This is a genomic window from Micromonospora sp. CPCC 206060 (genome assembly GCF_036906895.1).
Classification (GTDB): domain Bacteria; phylum Actinomycetota; class Actinomycetes; order Mycobacteriales; family Micromonosporaceae; genus Micromonospora.
In genome coordinates this window covers 15,035-32,373 of the sequence record NZ_JBAKHU010000040.1, presented here as the reverse complement: position 1 = coordinate 32,373, position 17,339 = coordinate 15,035, and the positions used below count along the sequence as shown (strand labels likewise).

Below are 17,339 nucleotides of genomic sequence, written 5' to 3'. Positions count from 1 at the left end.
CGCGTCGGTCGCCTGCCCGGGGTACGGGCAGGCGACCGACGCGCAGGTGCCCGGCCGGGTCAGCCGGCGCGCCACTTCTGGTTCAAGGTGCCCGCGCACTCCCACAGCTGCAGTCGGGCGCCGTCGTTACCGTTCCAGTCCTTGATGTCGACGCACTTGTTGGCCTGCGGGTTGACCAGGTCACCGGCCGCCGACAGGACGAACTGCTGGGCCGGGTTGCCGCTGCAGTTGGCGATCTGGATGACCGCGCCGTTGTCCCGGGAACCCCAGGCGACGTCCATGCACTTGCTGTTCTGGGTGCGCAGGGTGCCGCCGGTGAACGTCCAGGACTGGGCGCTGGTGCCGTTGCAGGTCCAGGTCTGTAGCGGTACGCCGTCGGAGAAGTTCGAACTCGGTACGTCGATGCACTTGTTGTTCCAGTTGCTGATCAACCGGGTCGTGCTGCCACCGGTCTTGACCAGCGACAGCCCGTAGACGCTGAGGATCTCGTTGACGGGCTGGAACCACATGGTGCCGCCGGTGGTGCAGTTGCCCGTACCGCCGGACGTGACACCCTGGGCCTGGTTGCCGGAGATCCACGCGCCCCCGGAGTCCCCACCCTCGGCGCAGGCGTTGCTGCGGCTCAGCCCCGACACGGAGCCCTGGGCGTAGGTGATGGTCTCGTTGCGGCCGAGGATGGTGCCGCACCGCCAGCCGGTCGTACGCCCGGAGCGGCACACCGAACTGCCGATCACCGCGTCCTGGGACCCGGCCACGCCCACGTTGCCCCCGGAGTAGTTGTTGACCCACGGCCGCGGGGTCCAACTGCTGTTGGTCCGTACCCAGGCGTAGTCGTTGCCGGGGAACGAGGAGCCGGCGAAGGTGCCCTGGGAGACGTTGTTGTAGCCGAGGGTGGGGCTGCCGGTCCTGCCGCAGTGGCCTGCGGTGACAAAGCCGCCCGCGACGGCGAAGCCGACGGAGCACAACGTGTTGCCGTTGATGACGAACTGGTCACCGCCACGGATGTCGTACACGGGCCGTGGTGCGTCGGGCGAGTCGACGAACCTGACGACGCGCGGGTCGGCGCCGCTGCCGGTGACGAAGGCCTTCGCCGCGGCTGCGGAGCCCGGCGGGACCATCACCACGACGCTGTTGGTCACGACGTCGACGTACCACCCGTGCACGGTCCTGGCATCGGCCTCGGCGCTGCGTCCGTCGAGGGCGGTCCGCGCGCTGTCGAGCGTGGCGCGGCTGTGCCGGACGACGACCGCCTCGGCGCCCCCGGCCCGCACCGTGGCGATGGCGGACGGGTCGGTTACGGCGACGGTCAGGCGGTGCCCGTCCTCCGGTATCCATGCCCCGGCGTACCGGGTACCCAGTTCGGCGCGTAGCCGCTTGTCGATGACCGGGGCGGCGGCCTCGACGCGGAGCCGGTCGGCGATCTGGTCGTCGGTGAGCCGCAGGTCGCGGCGCATCGCCTCGAGCATGCCCGGCGCGAGCGGGACGTCCTGGCCGACGGTGCTGACGGGGTCGGCCGGGGTGGTGGCGTCGGCGGCGAGGACGGGGGTGGTCAGGCTCGCCAGTGTGGCGGTGACCACGCCGACCGCGAGCAGCCGTAATGTGGTGATCATGGAGGTCCTTCCTGCGATGACCCGGCGGCGCGGCCGGTGGCGGAGGGCGGGACCTTGTCGACCCAGCCGTCCGTGAGAGCGCTCTCTCAGAAGTCTGGCAATCGGCCGAGGCGAATGTCAAGGCTTCCGTCAACTGCTACCTGGCACCCGGCGGCAGCATGCTGCGGCGGGAGGCGCACACGGACTGGGGCAGCCTGACGGTGCTCTACGTGGAGGCCTAGAAGGTGCCCAACGCGGCCGCCGGGCCGGTACGTGGATCCTGGGTTTGCTTGGCCCCAAGCGCGCCGGGACCGGGCGCACCGGGGTGACCTGCGGAGACGTCAGGTCGAGGGCTGGTGCATCTGAAATTTTAGTGTAATGTCAGCGCTCGGCCGGGGTCCGATCCGCCGCGCGTCACCAACCGCGCCCGCCCGGCGTTCCGGCCTCAGCCGCACCGTGGATTTCGTCGATGGAGGAAGACAAGAGTGGATGCCGTTACGAGTCCGCCGTCCCCGGTCAACGAAGCGACCCTGAGCTACGCCCCCGGCAGCCCGGAGCGGGTGGCGCTGGAGCGGGAGCTGGCGCGGCAGGAGAGCCGGGAGGTGGAGCTGACCGCCGCGATCGGTGGTCGCCGCCGGATGGGCGGGGGAGCGGAGATCGCGGTGGTGCAGCCGCACGACCACCGCCACGTGCTCGGGGTGTTGCGCAACTCCACCCGGGCCGACACCGAGGACGCCATCGCGGCGGCGGGGGAGGCGGCGCCCGCCTGGCGCGAGCTGTCCTTCGACGACCGCGCCGCGATCCTGCTCAAGGCCGCCGACCTGCTGGCCGGCCCGTGGCGCCAGCGACTCAACGCCGCGACGATGCTGGGCCAGTCGAAGACCGCCGTCCAAGCCGAGATCGACTCCGCGTGCGAGCTGGCCGACTTCTGGCGCTTCAACGTCCACTACGCCCGGCAGATCGTGGGCGAGCAACCGGTGGCGAACTCCCGTGGGGTGTGGAACCGCACCGACCACCGCCCCCTGGAGGGCTTCGTCTACGCGGTCACCCCGTTCAACTTCACCGCGATCGCGGGCAACCTGCCGACCGCGCCGGCGTTGATGGGTAACACGGTGCTCTGGAAACCCGCGCCGACCCAGCAGCTCGCCGCGAGCCTGATCATGGAGTTGCTGGAGGAGGCCGGCCTGCCGCCCGGCGTGATCAACATGTTGCCGGGCGACGGCCTCGATGTCTCTGCGGTGGCGCTCACCCATCGCGACCTGGCCGGCATCCACTTCACCGGCTCCACCGCGACGTTCCAGCACCTGTGGTCGACGGTGGGGGCGAACCTCGGGGGCTACCGGTCGTATCCCCGGATCGTCGGTGAGACCGGCGGGAAGGGTTTCGTGCTCGCGCACGGCTCGGCCGATCCGGACGTGCTGCGGGTGGCGCTGCTACGGGGCGCGTTCGAGTACCAGGGGCAGAAGTGCTCGGCCGCCTCGCGGGCGTACGTGGCCCGGTCGGTGTGGGACAGGGTGCGTGACCCGCTGCTCGCCGAGGTGGAGGCGCTGACGATGGGCGACGTCACCGACCTCTCACACTTCATGGGGGCGGTGATCGACGCCCGGGCGTTCGGCCGGCACCGGGCCGTGATCGAGCGGGCCCGCCAGCGGGACTCCCTGACGGTGCTCGCCGGCGGTGAGGTCGACGACTCGGTCGGGTACTTCGTCCGCCCGACCGTCGTGCACAGCGACGACCCCACCGACGAGATGTTCCGCACCGAGTACTTCGGGCCGATCCTGGCCGTGCACGTCTTCGACGACGACGCGTTCACCGACGCCGTCGATCAGCTGGAGTCCTTCTCGTCGTACGCGCTGACCGGCGCGGTCGTGGCCCGCGACCGGGCGGCGATCGCCTGGGCCGGTCAACGGCTGCGGTTCGCCGCCGGCAACTTCTACGTCAACGACAAGCCGACCGGGGCGGTCGTCGGGCAGCAGCCGTTCGGCGGCTCCCGCGCCTCGGGCACCAACGACAAGGCGGGCGCGGCGTCGAACCTGACCCGCTGGATCTCGCCGCGGTCGATCAAGGAGACCTTCGACCCGCCCGGCGACCACCGCTACCCCCACATGGGCTCCCGCTGACGGCGGCTCCCACCAGCCAGAACTCGCTCTGGACTGACCCGCCGACCAGGTGTAGCGTCGTTCACACTTCACTAACATTTCACTGAAATTCCCATGCACCCCCATTGCTTCATGACCATCGACACGGAGGTGTCAGATGAAGAAGTCACTCCGCTCCCTCGGCGTCGTCACGGCCATCACCGGGATGCTCGCCCTGACCGCGTGCGGCACGGACACCTCGTCCGCCGGATCCGGGGCAACCGGTTTCGGCGACTGTGAGGTGACAGCGAACCCCACGGTCCACGAGATGAAGACCATGACCGAGGGCACCCTCACCGTCGCCGCCTCGCTGCCCTACCCGGCCGGCTACCGGGGCAACACTCTCGAATCGGTCAACGGCGGCTACATGTACTGCCTCGACGCCGAGATCGCCAACCGCGCCGGGCTGAGCAGGATCAAGCTGGTGAATGCCTCGTTCGAGGCCCTCGTCACCGCCAAGACCTCGAACTTCGACTTCGCGGTCTGGGACATCTACGACACACCCGAACGGCGCAAGGCCGTCGACTTCTCCACGCCCTACAACACCTACCGCACCGGTGTCCTCGTCAAGACCGGATCCGACCTGACCAAGGAGAGCATCAGGACGGCCACCGTCGGCGTGCTCGCCGGATCCGTTCAGCTCACGTACGTCAACGAGACGCTCAAGCCCAAGCAGGTGCGGGTCTTCGCCTCCAACGACGACCTCTTCAACGCCGTACTGGCCGGGCAGATCGACGCCGCGCTCAACGACACCGCCACCGTCATGCCCCGTGCGGCCAGCTCGGACGGCAAGCTCGAGGTCATCGGACAGTACCCGGCCGGCGGCGACGTGGCAGCGCTGTTCCCCAAGGGCTCGCAGAACGTCACGGCGGTCAACCAGATCCTCGCCGACATGGAGAAGGACGGCACCCTCGCCGCCATCATGGACAAGTGGCTGAACCCGATCCTCGGCGGAGACCCTGACAAACTGGCCGACTGGAGTGCCTGACCATGAAGGTACAGGCACCCGAGACACGTGACGCCCCGCCGACAACGTCCGGTACCGGCCGCACTCCGACCAGGCCACTGTCGACGACGGCCTACCTCACCGCCGCCGCCGTCCTCACCGTCCTGGCCGCGACCCTGTGCTACCAGCTCGCCACCATGCTGGTCGACGCACCCGCCACCCGGATCCTGCTCGGTGCCGCGCTCCCGGTCGCCGCGCTCGGTTGGCCCCTCTCGTTGGCCTACCGGCGCAGCCACCGGTCCCGGCAGGACTGGGAGGCCGGCCGGTACGTCGAGGCCCGCCGGGCGGCGGCGCACTCCCGCAGTGCCGCCATCTCGTCCCTCGGACTCAGCGGCTGCCTGGCCATGGTGGCCGTGCTCGCCCTGATGGTCTTCACCAACGACGGGGCGGTGCAGAAGACGTTCTTCAACGGCGAGTACATGGCGCGCAGCTTCCTCGACATCCTCCGCGCCCTGTGGATCAACATCCAGATCGCGCTCGGCGCCCAGGTCCTCGCCATGGTCTTCGGGCTCGTGCTCGCCATCGGCCGGCAACTGCCGGGCCGGGGCTTCCGCCCGGTCAGGGCGCTGTCCATCGCCTACATCGACGTGTTCCGCGGCATCCCGTCGGTCGTCCTGATCTACCTCGTCTGCTACGGCCTGCCGCTGACCGAGGTGCCGTTCCTCAGCGGCGGATCGCTGGTCGTCTACGCCATCGTGGCGCTGGCCATGACGTACAGCGCCTACAACGCGGAGCTGTACCGCGCCGGGATCGAGTCGATCAACCCTGGCCAGAGCGCCGCAGCCCTGTCCATGGGCCTGACCCAGACCGACGTCCAGCGGTTCGTCATCCTGCCGCAGATGGCTCGCAACATCGCCGCGCCCATGCTCAGCACCTTCATCGGCCTGCAGAAGGACACCGCGCTGGTGATCGTCGTCGGCATCATCGACGCGTTCAGCCAGGCCAAGATCTACTCGGCGAACGATTTCAACCTCTCCGCGGTGACCGCCGTGTGCATCGTCTTCGTCCTCATCACCATCCCGCAGACCCGGTTCGTCGACTACCTGCTCGCCCGTACCGGGGCCAGGAAGACAGGGGCGTGAGCCATGTCCCGAGCGTTCATCGAGTTCGACGAGGTGACCAAGCGGTACGGCGACCTCACCGTGCTGGACAAGGTCGACCTCACCGTCGGCCGGCACGAGGTCGTCACGCTCATCGGCGCCTCCGGTTCCGGCAAGTCGACGCTGCTGCGCTGCGTCAACGGGCTGGAGGACGTCCAGGGAGGGCAGATCCTCCTCGACGGTGACGTCGTCTCCGGCGAGGGCGTCGACCTGGTCGGGCTGTGCCGCCGGGTCGGGATCGTCTTCCAGAGCTACAACCTGTTCCCGCACATGACGGTGCTGCGCAACTGCACGCTCACCCCGGTCCGCGCCGGCGTGGCGAGCAAGGCCGAGGCCGAGGCCAACGCGCGGGCGATGCTCGACCGCGTGGGCCTGCGCGACAAGGCCGACGCCTACCCCTCGCAACTCTCCGGCGGCCAGCAGCAGCGCGTCGCCATCGCCCGGGCGATGCTCATGCGCCCGCAGGCCCTGCTGCTGGACGAGATCACCTCGGCCCTCGACCCGGAACTCGTGATCGAGGTACTGAACCTGGTCCGGGAACTCGCCTCCGACGGCATCACCATGATGATGACGACCCACGAGATGCCCTTCGCCCGCGAGATCTCATCGAAGGTCTGCTTCCTGCACCGGGGCGTGATCCTCGAACAGGGCCCGCCCGAGCAGATCTTCGAATCACCCACCGCGCCCGAACTCCGGTCGTTCCTCCGCAAGATCCACGAAGCCGGCCGGGACTAGCCCCACCCTCACGAGACAAGGTCAGGGACACCAACCGATGAGCAAGACGTACGACACCAGGGACTTCTTCACCTACCTCGGGTACCCGAGCGGCGACCAGCCCTACTGGTGCAAGGACCTGCGCAGCCTCTCCGTCTACTGTCGAGGGGACCGGGCGAACCTGGAGGCGCTGCTCGCGCCAACCCCGTTCGAGCTCGCCGACGACCGGTTCGTCGTGCAGATCGCGGACTTCGGCAACGCCACCCCCGGCCCCTTCTACGACTCGGGTGTCGTCATCCCCGTCCGCTACGGCGACCACCGGGGAGTCAACTACTTCTTCGAGTACGAGGACCAGCCCTGGAGCGTCGCCTTCGGCCGGGAGGTCTGGGGCTACCCCAAGCAGTACGCCGACATCGCGCTGACCGACACCGCCGACGCGGTCTCCGGCGCCGTGCACCGCTCCGGCAAGCTGATCTTCGGTATCTCGATGACCCCCGGGGACGGGCACGACAACGCGACCTGGGCGGACATGTCCCTCTACCCGCACCTTCAGGTCCACGCCCTGCCGGAAGCCGACGGGCCGGGGTTCCGGATCTTTGAGATCGTCTCCCGGGACACCTCGAAGGACTTCGTCCTCAAGCGCCGGAGCTTCGGACCCGCAGCCGTCGAGCTCACCGACGCGCTCTCGGTCAACGGCGTCGAACTGAAGGTGGTCGAGGTACTCGGCGGGGAGTTCTCCGTCGGGGACTATGCCTGCACTGTGGAGCACGGCATCTCGACGGTGATCGACGACCTTCTCGGCGGCCCGTCCCGCGCCGGAGCGTGGGAGCGCCCGTAACCGTCCGGTAGCTTGCCAGAGTGCGGGCCGCTGTGCAGAAGCGGCGCACGACGTGGGGAAGGAATCGCGATGTTGTCGGAGTACGTCGGAAAGGGCGCGCTCGTCGGCATTGACCAGACGGGCAACGCCCTGCTGAGCCAATCGGCCTACGCCAGCCTCTGCTCTCGACTCGTCCGCGCCGAGATCATGCCCGGGGACCGGCTCGTCGAGAACGACCTGCGGGCCGACCTCGGTGTGGGGCTCTCCCCGGTGCGCGAGGCCATCAGGCGGCTGGAGTTCGAGAAGCTGGTGGTCATCTACCCGCGCAGCGGCACCTACGCCACCGAGATCGCGCTCAAGGACTCCCGCTCGGTCATGGAACTGCGACTGGAACTGGAGTCCCTGGCCACGACGCTGGCCTGCCGCCGCGGCTCGAAAGCGGAGAAGGAACAACTCGTCGCGCTCGCCGAGGAGCAGGCCCGTACGACCGACCTGCAACGGTGCATCGACCTGGACGCCGCATTCCACCAGGGCATCTACCTGATGAGCCGCAACGAGTACCTCAAGACGACCGCCCGGATCTACTTCAACCTGGCCCTGCGGCAGTGGTACTTCTGCTCCAAGGTGGTCACCACCCCGGACTGGACCGGGGTGGACCACCGTCCCCTCGCGGCGGCCGTCGCCGACGATGACGCCGCCACCGCCGCCGAGCAGATGCGCGAGCACGTCCGCCACGACTCCCAGCAGGTGTTCGAGATCCTCACCAACTACGGCCTGTAGCCGCCCGAGGGGCGTGCCCGAGCCGCCGGAAAGGACGGCGCCGTGCCATCGGCCGCACTGACATCCCTGTTCACCCTCGACGGAGCACGCGCCCTGGTCACCGGCGCCCACGGCGGTCTCGGCCGCGCCCAGGCCCTCGCCCTCGGCCAGGCCGGCGCCGAGATCATCGCGACCGATCTGACGGCGGACCGGGCCGAGCAGGCGTGCGACCACCTGCGCCAGCAGGGCGTCCGCGCGCTTCCGCTGGCGCTGGAGGTCACCTCCCTCGACAGCATCGAGGCCGCGTTCGGCGCCCTCGAACAGCAAGGCCGCGTTCCCGACGTGGTGGTGAACAACGCTGGCGTGTCGCTGCGCAACAGCGCGTTGACCGCCACCGTCACCGAGTTCGACCTGACCCTGGGGGTCAACCTGCGCGGCACGTACTTCGTGGCCCAGCGCGCCGCGCGGGCCATGCGACTGCGCGGCGGGGGCCGGATCATCAACCTCGCCTCCATCGGCGGCCTGGTCGTCGACGGCGAGCGGTCCTCGGTGTACGACGCGTCGAAGGCCGCCGTCGTGCAGCTGACGAAGAACCTCGCCTACGAGTGGGGCAGGCACGGCATTCGGGTGAACGCCATCGCCCCGGGCTACATGCGCACGGAGATGACCGCCGACCTCATGCCCACCAGGGACGCCGAGGACGAACTGGTGGCCGGGCACATCCCCCTGGGCCGGGTCGGCGAGCCGGGCGACCTGGCCGGCGCGGTGGTGTTCCTCGCCTCGGACGCGTCCGCGTACGTCACCGGGCACACCCTCACCGTCGACGGCGGTTGGGTCGTCTCGCTGTAGCCGGTTGCCGTGCCGCCACTCGCCCGGCGGACGAGGCGGACCGCGCGGACGGGTGACTAGCGGCGGGCTTACCGGGTACGCGCTGCCCATGGGTAGTCAGAACCACAACAAACACGACAGCGGCGGTGAGTCGGCCCGAGGGCGGCGGCATCCGGGCAGCGGCGCCCCGGGACGGCAGGGCTCGGAGGTCGAACGTTCACCGAAACGCCGGCACGAGCGGGCGGCGACCGGGACCTCTGGCAGCGAGCGGGACCACGGCCGGTCCAAGGTCACGCACGAAGGGCGTGTCCACCGTCAGGGCTCGGGCTGAGCACCCGGGCGGGGGCGCGAGCCACCACTCGCCGGGCCACACCAGATGGCCCGGCGGTACCCGGTCCCGCAGGGGTTGAGCGGGCCGGTCAAAAGGCCAGGCGAACGCCGCCACAACGTCTCAGAGCGAGCCCGCGATCTCGGCGATGCGGCGTAGCTGCTCCATGCGCAGGCGCAACGTCGGCGGCACCACCCCGACGATCAGCGTGGTCACGCCGGCGTCGCGGTACGCGGCGAGACGTTCGCGGACCCGGGCCGGCGGACCACAGACGGTCATCGCGTCGACCAGCGCGTCGGACATCGCCGCCATCGCCTCGCCCTGCCGCCCCGCGAGGAACGCCTCCTGCATCGTCTCGGCCTCGCGATCGAACCCGAGCCGACTGGCCAGCTGGTTGTGGAAGTTGTGCCGGCGTGAACCCATCCCGCCCAGGTACAGGGCGAGCATCGGGCGCATCATGTCGTAGGCCAGCTCTAGGTCCTCCTCCACCAGGACCATCACCATCGGCGCGATGTCGAAGCCGTCCAGCGTCCGCCCGGCCCGCGCCGCGCCCTCCTGCAACTGGACCCGGCAGGCCGCCACGTGCTCCGGCGGGAAGTTCAGCGGCAGCCAACCGTCGGCGATCTCCCCGGTCAGCCGGACCGCCTGCGGGCCCAGCGTCGCCAGGTAGATCGGCAACGGCTGCTGCACCGGCTCCACCGCCAGGGCCATCTCCTTGCCCTCACTGTCCGGCAGCGGCACGGTCAGGGTCGGCCCGGAGTACCGCACCGGTTCGCGGGCCAGCGCCATCCGCACCACGGCCACGTAGTCACGGGCCTGGGCGAGCGGACGATCGAACCGCAGTCCGTGCCAGCCCTCCACCAACTGCGGGCCGGAGAACCCGAGCCCGAGCCGGAACCGGCCACCGCAGAGCTGGTCGATCGTGGCCGCCGTCATCGCCGCGGCGACCGGCCGGCGGGCCGGCATCTGCAGGATCGCCGTACCCAGCCGGATCCGGGTGGTCTGCCCGGCCAGCCACGCCATCAGGCTCGCCGGATCGGTGCCGTACGTCTCCGCCGCCCACGCCGAGTGGTACCCGAGCCGTTCCGCCTCGCGGACCAGGGTCAGGTGCTCGGCCGGGCTGAGACCGGCCGTGCCCCAGTAGCTCAGGCTGTATCCGAGTCGCACGCGGGCACCTCCGGTCGGGGGAACTGTTCAGCGATGGCACCGGCCAGCTCGGCGGGCGCGTCCTCGATCAGCCAGTGCGAGGCGTCGAGCCCGCACAGGACCGGACGGTGCCGGCTGTGCCGGCGCCAACCCAGCAGCCCACCCCGGGTCACCGACCGGTCGTGGTGGCCGTACAGGACGGTGACCGGGGCGTCGAGCGGCGGGCCGGGGGAGTGCCGGTACCCGGCGAGCATGGCGAAGTCGGCCCGCAGCGCCGGCTCCAGCACCGGCCGCAGGTCGGTGCGCCCGGCCAGCTCCTCCGGGATGCCACCGGCCTCGACCAGCTGCGCCCAGAACAGTGCCGATGGCAGCTGGTGCAACCGGCGGGGGACCGGGGCGACGTCGGGCGCGGCGAACGAGCCGACCAGCAGCCGCTGCGGGGATGAACCCCGCTCACCGAGGCGCCGGCAGACCAGATAGGCCAGCAGCGCACCGGAACAGTAGCCGAACAGCGCGTACGGCGCGGGCACGGACGCTGCCAGCGCAGCGGCGAGGTCGTCGACGAGCCCGTCCAGGTCGGTACGCGGATCCTCGGCCAACCGCGCCTGCCGGCCCGGCAGGTTCACCGACCACGGCTCGATCCCGGCGGGCAGCAGCGGGGCGAGCGTGGTGAGCGAGGCGGGGCCGCCACCGGCGTGCGGGAAGACCACCAGCCGCACCGGCGTGTGGACCGGCTGCCCGTCAGCGGTGTCGGCCGGCTGTCCGTCAGGACCGCTCGCCGCCCGTAGCGGCACGAACCAGTCGCTCACCCGGCACCCCCACCGGCCGGCCCGCCCAGGTGCGCGGCGAGTTCCGCCGGGGTCGGGTGGGTGAACACCACCTGCACCCCGGCCGGGCGTCCGGTGAGCTGTTCGATCCGGGTCACCAGCCGGGCGGCGAGGATGGAGTGCCCGCCGTTGAGGAAGAAGTTGTCGTGCGGGCCCAGCCCGGGGCGGCGCAACGCCTCACGCCACAACCCGGTCAACGCCTCGACCAGCTCCGGATCGGCGGCACCCGGCCCGGCATCCGGCACCGCCACCGGTGCCGCGTCCACCTCGACGGTGTGCAGCGCCCGGTGGTCGACCTTGCCGTTGGCGGTGGTGGGCAGCCGGTCGAGCACGAGGATGCCCGAGGGGACGGCGGCATCGGGCAGGGTGGCCCGGGCGTGGTGCCACAACTGGTCCCGTAGCTGACGGTGGTCACCGGCGCCGGCGCGTACCTGCACGAACGCGACCAGCCGGCCGTCGTCCTGCGGGTCACCCCGCACCGTCACCGCAGCCGCCGCCACCTCCGGATGCTCGTGCAGGACGGCCTCGACCTCGTCGAGTTCGATGCGGTGTCCGCGCAGCTTCACCTGACGGTCGGTACGCCCGGACAGCTCCAGCACCCCGTCGTGGCGTAGCCGCGCGATGTCGCCGGTACGGTAGAACCGGCCGTAGTCGGGGTGCTCACCGAACCGCTCGGCGGTCAGCTCGGGCCGGTTCAGGTAACCGGCGCCCACCCCGGCCCCGGCGATGCACAGCTCACCGGGCACACCCGGCGGCAGCGGTCGGCCGTGTGCGTCGGCGACGAAGATCCGGGTGTTGGCCAGCGGCACGCCGATCGGCACCGGGTCGTCCGGGTCGCCGTCCAGCTCGGCCACCGTGGACCAGATCGTCGTCTCGGTCGGACCGTACACGTTGTACACCCGCCCGCCGAGCGCCCGCAGCCGGCGGGCCAGCGTGGCCGGCATCGGTTCCCCGCCGCACAGCAGCACCCGGCCGGTCAACTCGTCGCCGGCCTCCGGCGCGAGCATCCGCCACGCCGTCGGCGTGGCCTGCACCAGCGACACGTCCCGGTGGACGATCAGCTCCAGCAGGTCCCGGGGCCGCAGCAGCGCCCCGTCCGGCGCGACCACGACGGTCCCGCCGTTGAGCAACGGCAGCAGCAGCTCCAACGCGGAGATGTCGAACGTGGCCGCGGTCGACCAGAGCACGGTCCGCGCCGCGCCAGGGCCGAGCCGGTCGGTGAAGTCGCACACCAGGTTGAGCAGGTTACGGTGGGTGACCACCACCGCCTTGGGTCGGCCGGTGGAACCGGAGGTGTAGATGGCGTACGCGCAGGCGTCGGGGGCGACGGGCCCGTCGAGCAGCGGCCCGGCGGCTGCCGCACCGTCGGCGGGTACCGGCAGGACCGGCACCGCCGACCAGCCCGCCGGGGTGTCCCCAATGGTCAGCACCACCCGGGCGCCCGCATCGTCCACCTGGTACGCCAGCCGACCGGCCGGCGGCCCGGGTGCCAGCGGCAGGTAGCCCGCCCCGGCGGCCCACACGCCGAGTACCGCGGCGGCCAGCTCGACCGACCGGCCGAGGGCCAGCGCGACCAGGTCGCCGGGGCCGACCCGGTGCGCCCGCAGCAGGTCGCGCACCGCGGCGGCCCGGTCGAGCAGTTCCCGGTACGACACCCGCCGGTCGCCGTCGGCGACGGCCGTCGCGTCCGGGTCGTGCGCCGCGCGGGCGACGATGCGTTCGGCGACGGTGTCCGGTGTACCCCACGACCGGTCGGTGCGGTTGAGCCGCTCACCGGTGGACTCGTCGGTGGGCGAGCCGAACGGCAGTTCGGTGACCGCGCGGTCCGGATCGGCGGCGGCCTGCACCAGCAGCGCCTGCATCCGGGCCACGAACGCGGCGATGTCCGCCTCGTCGTGGACCTCCGTGCTGTGCCAGCAGCGCAGCGTGAAGCGGTCCGGTTCCGGCACCGCGATGCACTGGAGGTCCAGTCGGCTACGGTCGAACAGGTCCTCGACGTAGTCGGGTACCTCGCCACACACCCGGATCTTCTCGTCGCTCCAGGGCCGGTAGTTGAACATGTGCCGGAACAGCGGCACCCGCCAGTCGCCGGTACCGTGGCCGCGTTCGGTGAGGACCTGCTCGACCGTCGCGTCGGCGTGCTCGATGCCGGCGAAGAACGCGTCGCCGACCCGCTGCACCAGGTCGGCGAAGCCGGCACCCGGATCGACCCGGACCCGCAGTGGCATGGTGCTCACGCCGTACCCGACGTGCTGCTGCGTCGCCGGGCGCCGGGTGCCGACCGGTACCCCGATGATCAAATCCGGTCCGGCGCCGTGGCGCAGCAGCGTCAGGCAGAACGCGCTCATGAGTACCACGTTGTCGCTGGTGTGCAGCCGTTGCCGCAGGTCCCGCATCGCCTCCTGCGCGGTGTCGGTCATCGACCAGCTGCACGTGTGCCCGGCGAAGGTGGGGCGGGCCGGCGTGGGCCGGGCGCCCGGCAGCACCATCGTCGCCGGATCGGCCCCACGCAGGTGGTCCAGCCAGTAGCGGGTCGACTCGGGCGCCGGCTGCGGCGCGGCCAGCAGCGGCGCCTCACCGGCGAGGTCGTCGGGGATGTGCCCGGTGGTGGTGATGCCGTCGTAGATTCGGCCGAACTCCTCCACCAGGATCTGCACCGACGGCGCGTCGATGACGATGTGGTGCGCGGCTAGCGCCACCACGCTGGCCCCGTCGGGCAGCGTGTGATGTGCGGCCCGGAACAGCAGGTCACAGCCCAGATCGAACGGCTCGTGCAGGAACTCCTGGAGGTCGGTGACGAGCCGGTCGCCGGTGGTGGCCCGGGTGGGCACGGTCACCGTCGCCTCCTCGGCCGGGGTGAGGTGCCGTACCGGTGTCCCGTCGAGTTCGGGGAACCGCAGCCGTAGCGCGGGATGCCGCCGCAGCAGGTGGTTGACCGCGGTCTGCAGCGGCCACCAGCGCAGCGGGCGCGCGGTGCGGAACGCGATGCCGATGTTGGACACGCCGCTGTCGGGGGCGAGCTGGTCGAGTACCCAGAACGCGTGCTCGGTACGTCCGAGCGGACGCAGCGGCACGGCCGGGACCGGCAGGCCACCGGCCGTGGTGGCGGCGACCGGTGCCGGGCCGGGCGTCGGTGCGCCGCGCTGCTGCTGCGGTGCCGCCGGCCCGTGGGTGGGCACCACCCAGTGCCGGTCCCGGTGCAGCGGATGACCGGGCACCGGTATCCGGTGCAGGGGATGGTCCGGCTCCACCGCCGGCCAGTCGACGTCGACCCCGGCCACCCAGAGCCGGGCGAGCGCGGTCATCAGGTGACGCTGCGGGTCGGCGGTACCGTCCCCACCGAGCGCGGCGACCGTATCGACGGTCAGGCCGGCGTCGGCGAGCGCGGCCCCGGCGAGACGGGTCAGCACGTCGCCCGGCCCGATCTCCAACAGCACGTGCCGCCCGGAACGCAGTGCTCCGCGCAGAGCGTCGCGCAGGCCGGCGGGCGCGTCGCTGTCGCTGTCGCCGTCGGGCCAGGCGAGGCTGTCGACGGTCCGCCCGTCGGCCGCCGACCAGACCGGGATCCGCGAACCCGACCAGGTCACCCGGCCCGGGCGGGCCACCAGGGCCGCCGCCTCGTCGAGCGGGACAGCACCCGCCACGGTCGCCGCCGCGAGCGTACCGACCCCGGCTCCGATCACCGCCGCCGGCTGCACCCCCCACGCGCGCCACGTCTCGGCGAGGGCGTACTGCGTGACGAAGGTCAACGCATCGGCCACCGCCGGGTCGGTGGACGCGGCCGTCCAGGCGTCGTACAGGTCCGGCCCGTACCGCCCGATCGCGTCCAGGCACACGTCGGCGGCCTCGGTGAACGCCGGCTGTACCGCGTACAGTCCCCGGGGCGCCGGCTGTCCCGGACAGACGTCGGGGAAGCCGAAGACGGCCCGATGCGGCCCGGTGACCGGGCGGTCCCCGGCGATCACCTCGGGCCGGGTCGCCTCGGTGGCGCTCGCGCAGACCGCCGCCCGGCGCACCGGATGCACGGTCCGGCCCTGCTGGAGGGTGCCCACCGCGTCGGCGAAACGGTCCTCAGGGCAGGTCGCGAAGAACCGGGCCACCGCCGCACCGGCGCCGTTTGCGGCCTCCGCGTGGCGGCCCGACCACACCACCACCCTCGGTCGGTCGGGCGTCGCCGGGTACGCCGGGCGGTGTCCCTCCTCGACGACCAGGAACGTGTTGGCGTCCCCCGGACCGACCGCATGTACCGCACCGCGACGCGGCACACCGTCGCGTACCGGCCAGGTGTCCGGTTGCCGGGCGAGGCGGAACGGGCCGGTCTCCAGCCCGAGGGCCGGGTGCGGCGTGTCCACGTGCAGGGTCGCCGGCAGCACCTCGTGCCGCAGCGCGAGGATCGTCTTGAGCAGCCCGGCGATGCCCGCTGCGGCGCCGAGGTGCCCGACGTTGGACCTGACCGAACCGACCGACACCGAACCGCTCGGCGGTTCCCCGCCGGCCAGGCGGAACGCCCGGGCCAGCGCGGCCAGCTCCCGGGTGTCGTCGCGACCGGTGGCCGCACCGTCAGCCTCGACGTAGTCCAGCTCGGCCGGTCGGCACCCGGCCACCACGAGCGCCTCGGCGATGGCGGTCGCCCAACCCGAGCCGTCCCGGCCGGGGTGCCCCGTCGCGCCGGCCCGGATCACGGCGAGGATCTGGTCGCCGTCGGTGACCGCCTCGGTGAACCGTCTGAGCACCACCGCACCGGCACCGCTGCCGTACACACAGCCCGACGCGGCGGCGTCGAACGGCCGGGTCCGGCCGTCCGGAGGTCGCCGGGCGCCCGGCTGCCAGCGGTAGCCGTGCCCGTAGGGCAGTTCCACGTGCGCGCCGCCGGCCACCGCGACGTCACACGCCCCGACCTGGAGTGCCTGCACCGCCTGGTGGACGGCGAGCAGTGAGCAGGTACCGAGGGTGACCGACGGGCCGCGCAGATCCAGCCGCTCGGAGACGAACGCCGCGAGGTCCGCGTCGTCGCGCCCGTCCTGTGTCGTCTCGAACCCGTCGGGCAGCAGGTGCAGGCCCCGGTACCGGCCGGGGCGCGCGGCAGCGAACACACCTGTGCCGGCACCGACCGTGGTGACGTCGTACCCGGCCTGTTCGATGGCGGTGTGCACGGCTTCCAGGAACAGCCGTAGCTGCGGATCGCAGCGGTCCGCCTCCGCTGCCGACAGGCCGAAGAACGCCGCATCGAACCGGTCGATCCCGGGGGTCAGCAGCGCCGCCCGGACGTAGTCGGGATCGGCCAGATCGTCGGGGGTCACGCCGACGGCCAGCAGGTCGGCGTCGGACGGCGCGCTCACCGCGTCCACCTGCTCACGCAGCATCCGCCAGAAGCCGTCGAGGTCCGCCGAGTCGGGGAACCGGCAGGCCGCACCGGTCACCGCGATCAGATCCGGCGTACCGGTCACCGCGCCGTCCCGTCGCGTCGGATCTGTGCCCGGATGTCCCGCCGCGAAACGGACTGACCGGCGGACCGCCCGGCTGCCGGTTCGGCCCGGTCGGTGGCCGGGGGATCCGCGCGACGGGCGGCCTCGTCGCGCTCCACCGCGGCCCGCGCCTCGACCAGCCACTCCGCTGTACGGCGCAGGGTCGGGCGGCGGAACAACCCCATCACCGGCACCCACATCTCCAGCCGCTTGATCATCAGGGTGTGCAGCCGGACCACGGTGGCGGAGTCCAGGCCGGCGGTGAAGTAGTTGTCGTCCGGATCGATCGGGTGGCCCAGCAGCTCGGCCACCATGGTGTTGAGGAGGTCAACCACCGTCTCGACGCTCGCCCCGGCAAGCGGTCGGCCGGCTGTCGAAGGTCCGTCCTGGCTCATCGCGGCTCCCAACCCCCGGCGTCGGTGCGGGCGACCCGAACCGGCGGACGCCACCGACCATCCACTGAAATGGATCAAGTGCGCCGCCCACTGTAGTGGATGAACGTCGGTTCGCAGAGACCTGCGGCGGTTCCCTTTGGACACGTTGCCCCGCAGACGGTCGCAAGCCGGCCGGCACGCCGTCCCGTCCGGCTTCACATCGGGGCCGACCGTCCACCCGAGGTGCG

General features: G+C 71.7%; 12 protein-coding genes. 7 read left to right on the top strand and 5 right to left on the bottom strand.

What is annotated here, in order from left to right; translation table 11 throughout:
- Positions 1–59: 59 nt before the first annotated feature.
- Complete coding sequence (locus V6U90_RS22305; protein ID WP_334439939.1) at positions 60–1,610, bottom strand: ricin-type beta-trefoil lectin domain protein; 1,551 nt, start codon at positions 1,608–1,610, stop codon at positions 60–62.
- A 464-nt stretch (positions 1,611–2,074) separates the two neighbouring features.
- Here V6U90_RS22305 and pruA point away from each other — a divergent pair, with 464 nt between their 5' ends.
- From pruA to V6U90_RS22270, 7 genes are all read left to right on the top strand, one after another.
- Positions 2,075–3,709 (top strand): L-glutamate gamma-semialdehyde dehydrogenase, encoded by a 1,635-nt coding sequence (gene pruA / locus V6U90_RS22300; protein WP_334439936.1) that lies wholly within the window; start codon positions 2,075–2,077, stop codon positions 3,707–3,709.
- A 136-nt stretch (positions 3,710–3,845) separates the two neighbouring features.
- Entirely contained in the window at positions 3,846–4,715 is an 870-nt protein-coding gene (locus tag V6U90_RS22295) for an ABC transporter substrate-binding protein (protein WP_334439933.1), read from the top strand.
- A gap of 2 nt (positions 4,716–4,717) precedes the next feature.
- Positions 4,718–5,815, top strand: a complete 1,098-nt coding sequence (locus V6U90_RS22290; protein WP_334439931.1) for an amino acid ABC transporter permease — start codon at positions 4,718–4,720, stop codon at positions 5,813–5,815.
- 3 nt (positions 5,816–5,818) lie between these two features.
- Entirely contained in the window at positions 5,819–6,568 is a 750-nt protein-coding gene (locus tag V6U90_RS22285; RefSeq protein ID WP_334439929.1) for an amino acid ABC transporter ATP-binding protein, read from the top strand.
- Positions 6,569–6,605: 37 nt separating this feature from the next.
- Positions 6,606–7,385 (top strand): acetoacetate decarboxylase family protein, encoded by a 780-nt coding sequence (locus V6U90_RS22280; RefSeq protein ID WP_334439927.1) that lies wholly within the window; start codon positions 6,606–6,608, stop codon positions 7,383–7,385.
- 69 nt (positions 7,386–7,454) lie between these two features.
- On the top strand, positions 7,455–8,144 hold the full coding sequence (locus V6U90_RS22275; RefSeq protein ID WP_334439925.1) for a GntR family transcriptional regulator: 690 nt from the start codon (positions 7,455–7,457) through the stop codon (positions 8,142–8,144).
- Positions 8,145–8,186: 42 nt separating this feature from the next.
- Entirely contained in the window at positions 8,187–8,972 is a 786-nt protein-coding gene (locus tag V6U90_RS22270) for an SDR family NAD(P)-dependent oxidoreductase (protein WP_334439922.1), read from the top strand.
- Between the two features lie 430 nt (positions 8,973–9,402).
- Here V6U90_RS22270 and V6U90_RS22265 read toward each other — a convergent pair whose 3' ends face one another.
- From V6U90_RS22265 to V6U90_RS22250, 4 genes are read right to left on the bottom strand one after another with little or no spacing between them, the layout of a single operon-like run.
- Positions 9,403–10,446, bottom strand: coding sequence for an LLM class F420-dependent oxidoreductase (locus V6U90_RS22265; protein ID WP_334439920.1), 1,044 nt, complete (start codon positions 10,444–10,446; stop codon positions 9,403–9,405).
- Positions 10,425–11,234 carry a thioesterase II family protein gene (locus tag V6U90_RS22260; RefSeq protein WP_334439917.1) on the bottom strand — a complete coding sequence of 270 codons (810 nt, stop codon included), beginning with the start codon at positions 11,232–11,234 and terminating at the stop codon, positions 10,425–10,427. The genes V6U90_RS22265 and V6U90_RS22260 overlap by 22 nt, the downstream gene beginning before the upstream one ends.
- Positions 11,231–16,699: a non-ribosomal peptide synthetase/type I polyketide synthase gene (locus V6U90_RS22255; protein ID WP_334439914.1), complete on the bottom strand. Its 5,469-nt coding sequence runs from the start codon at positions 16,697–16,699 to the stop codon at positions 11,231–11,233. Before V6U90_RS22255 ends, V6U90_RS22260 begins: the two co-directional genes overlap by 4 nt.
- Complete coding sequence (locus V6U90_RS22250; protein ID WP_334439913.1) at positions 16,696–17,052, bottom strand: acyl carrier protein; 357 nt, start codon at positions 17,050–17,052, stop codon at positions 16,696–16,698. Before V6U90_RS22250 ends, V6U90_RS22255 begins: the two co-directional genes overlap by 4 nt.
- Positions 17,053–17,339 lie beyond the last annotated feature (287 nt).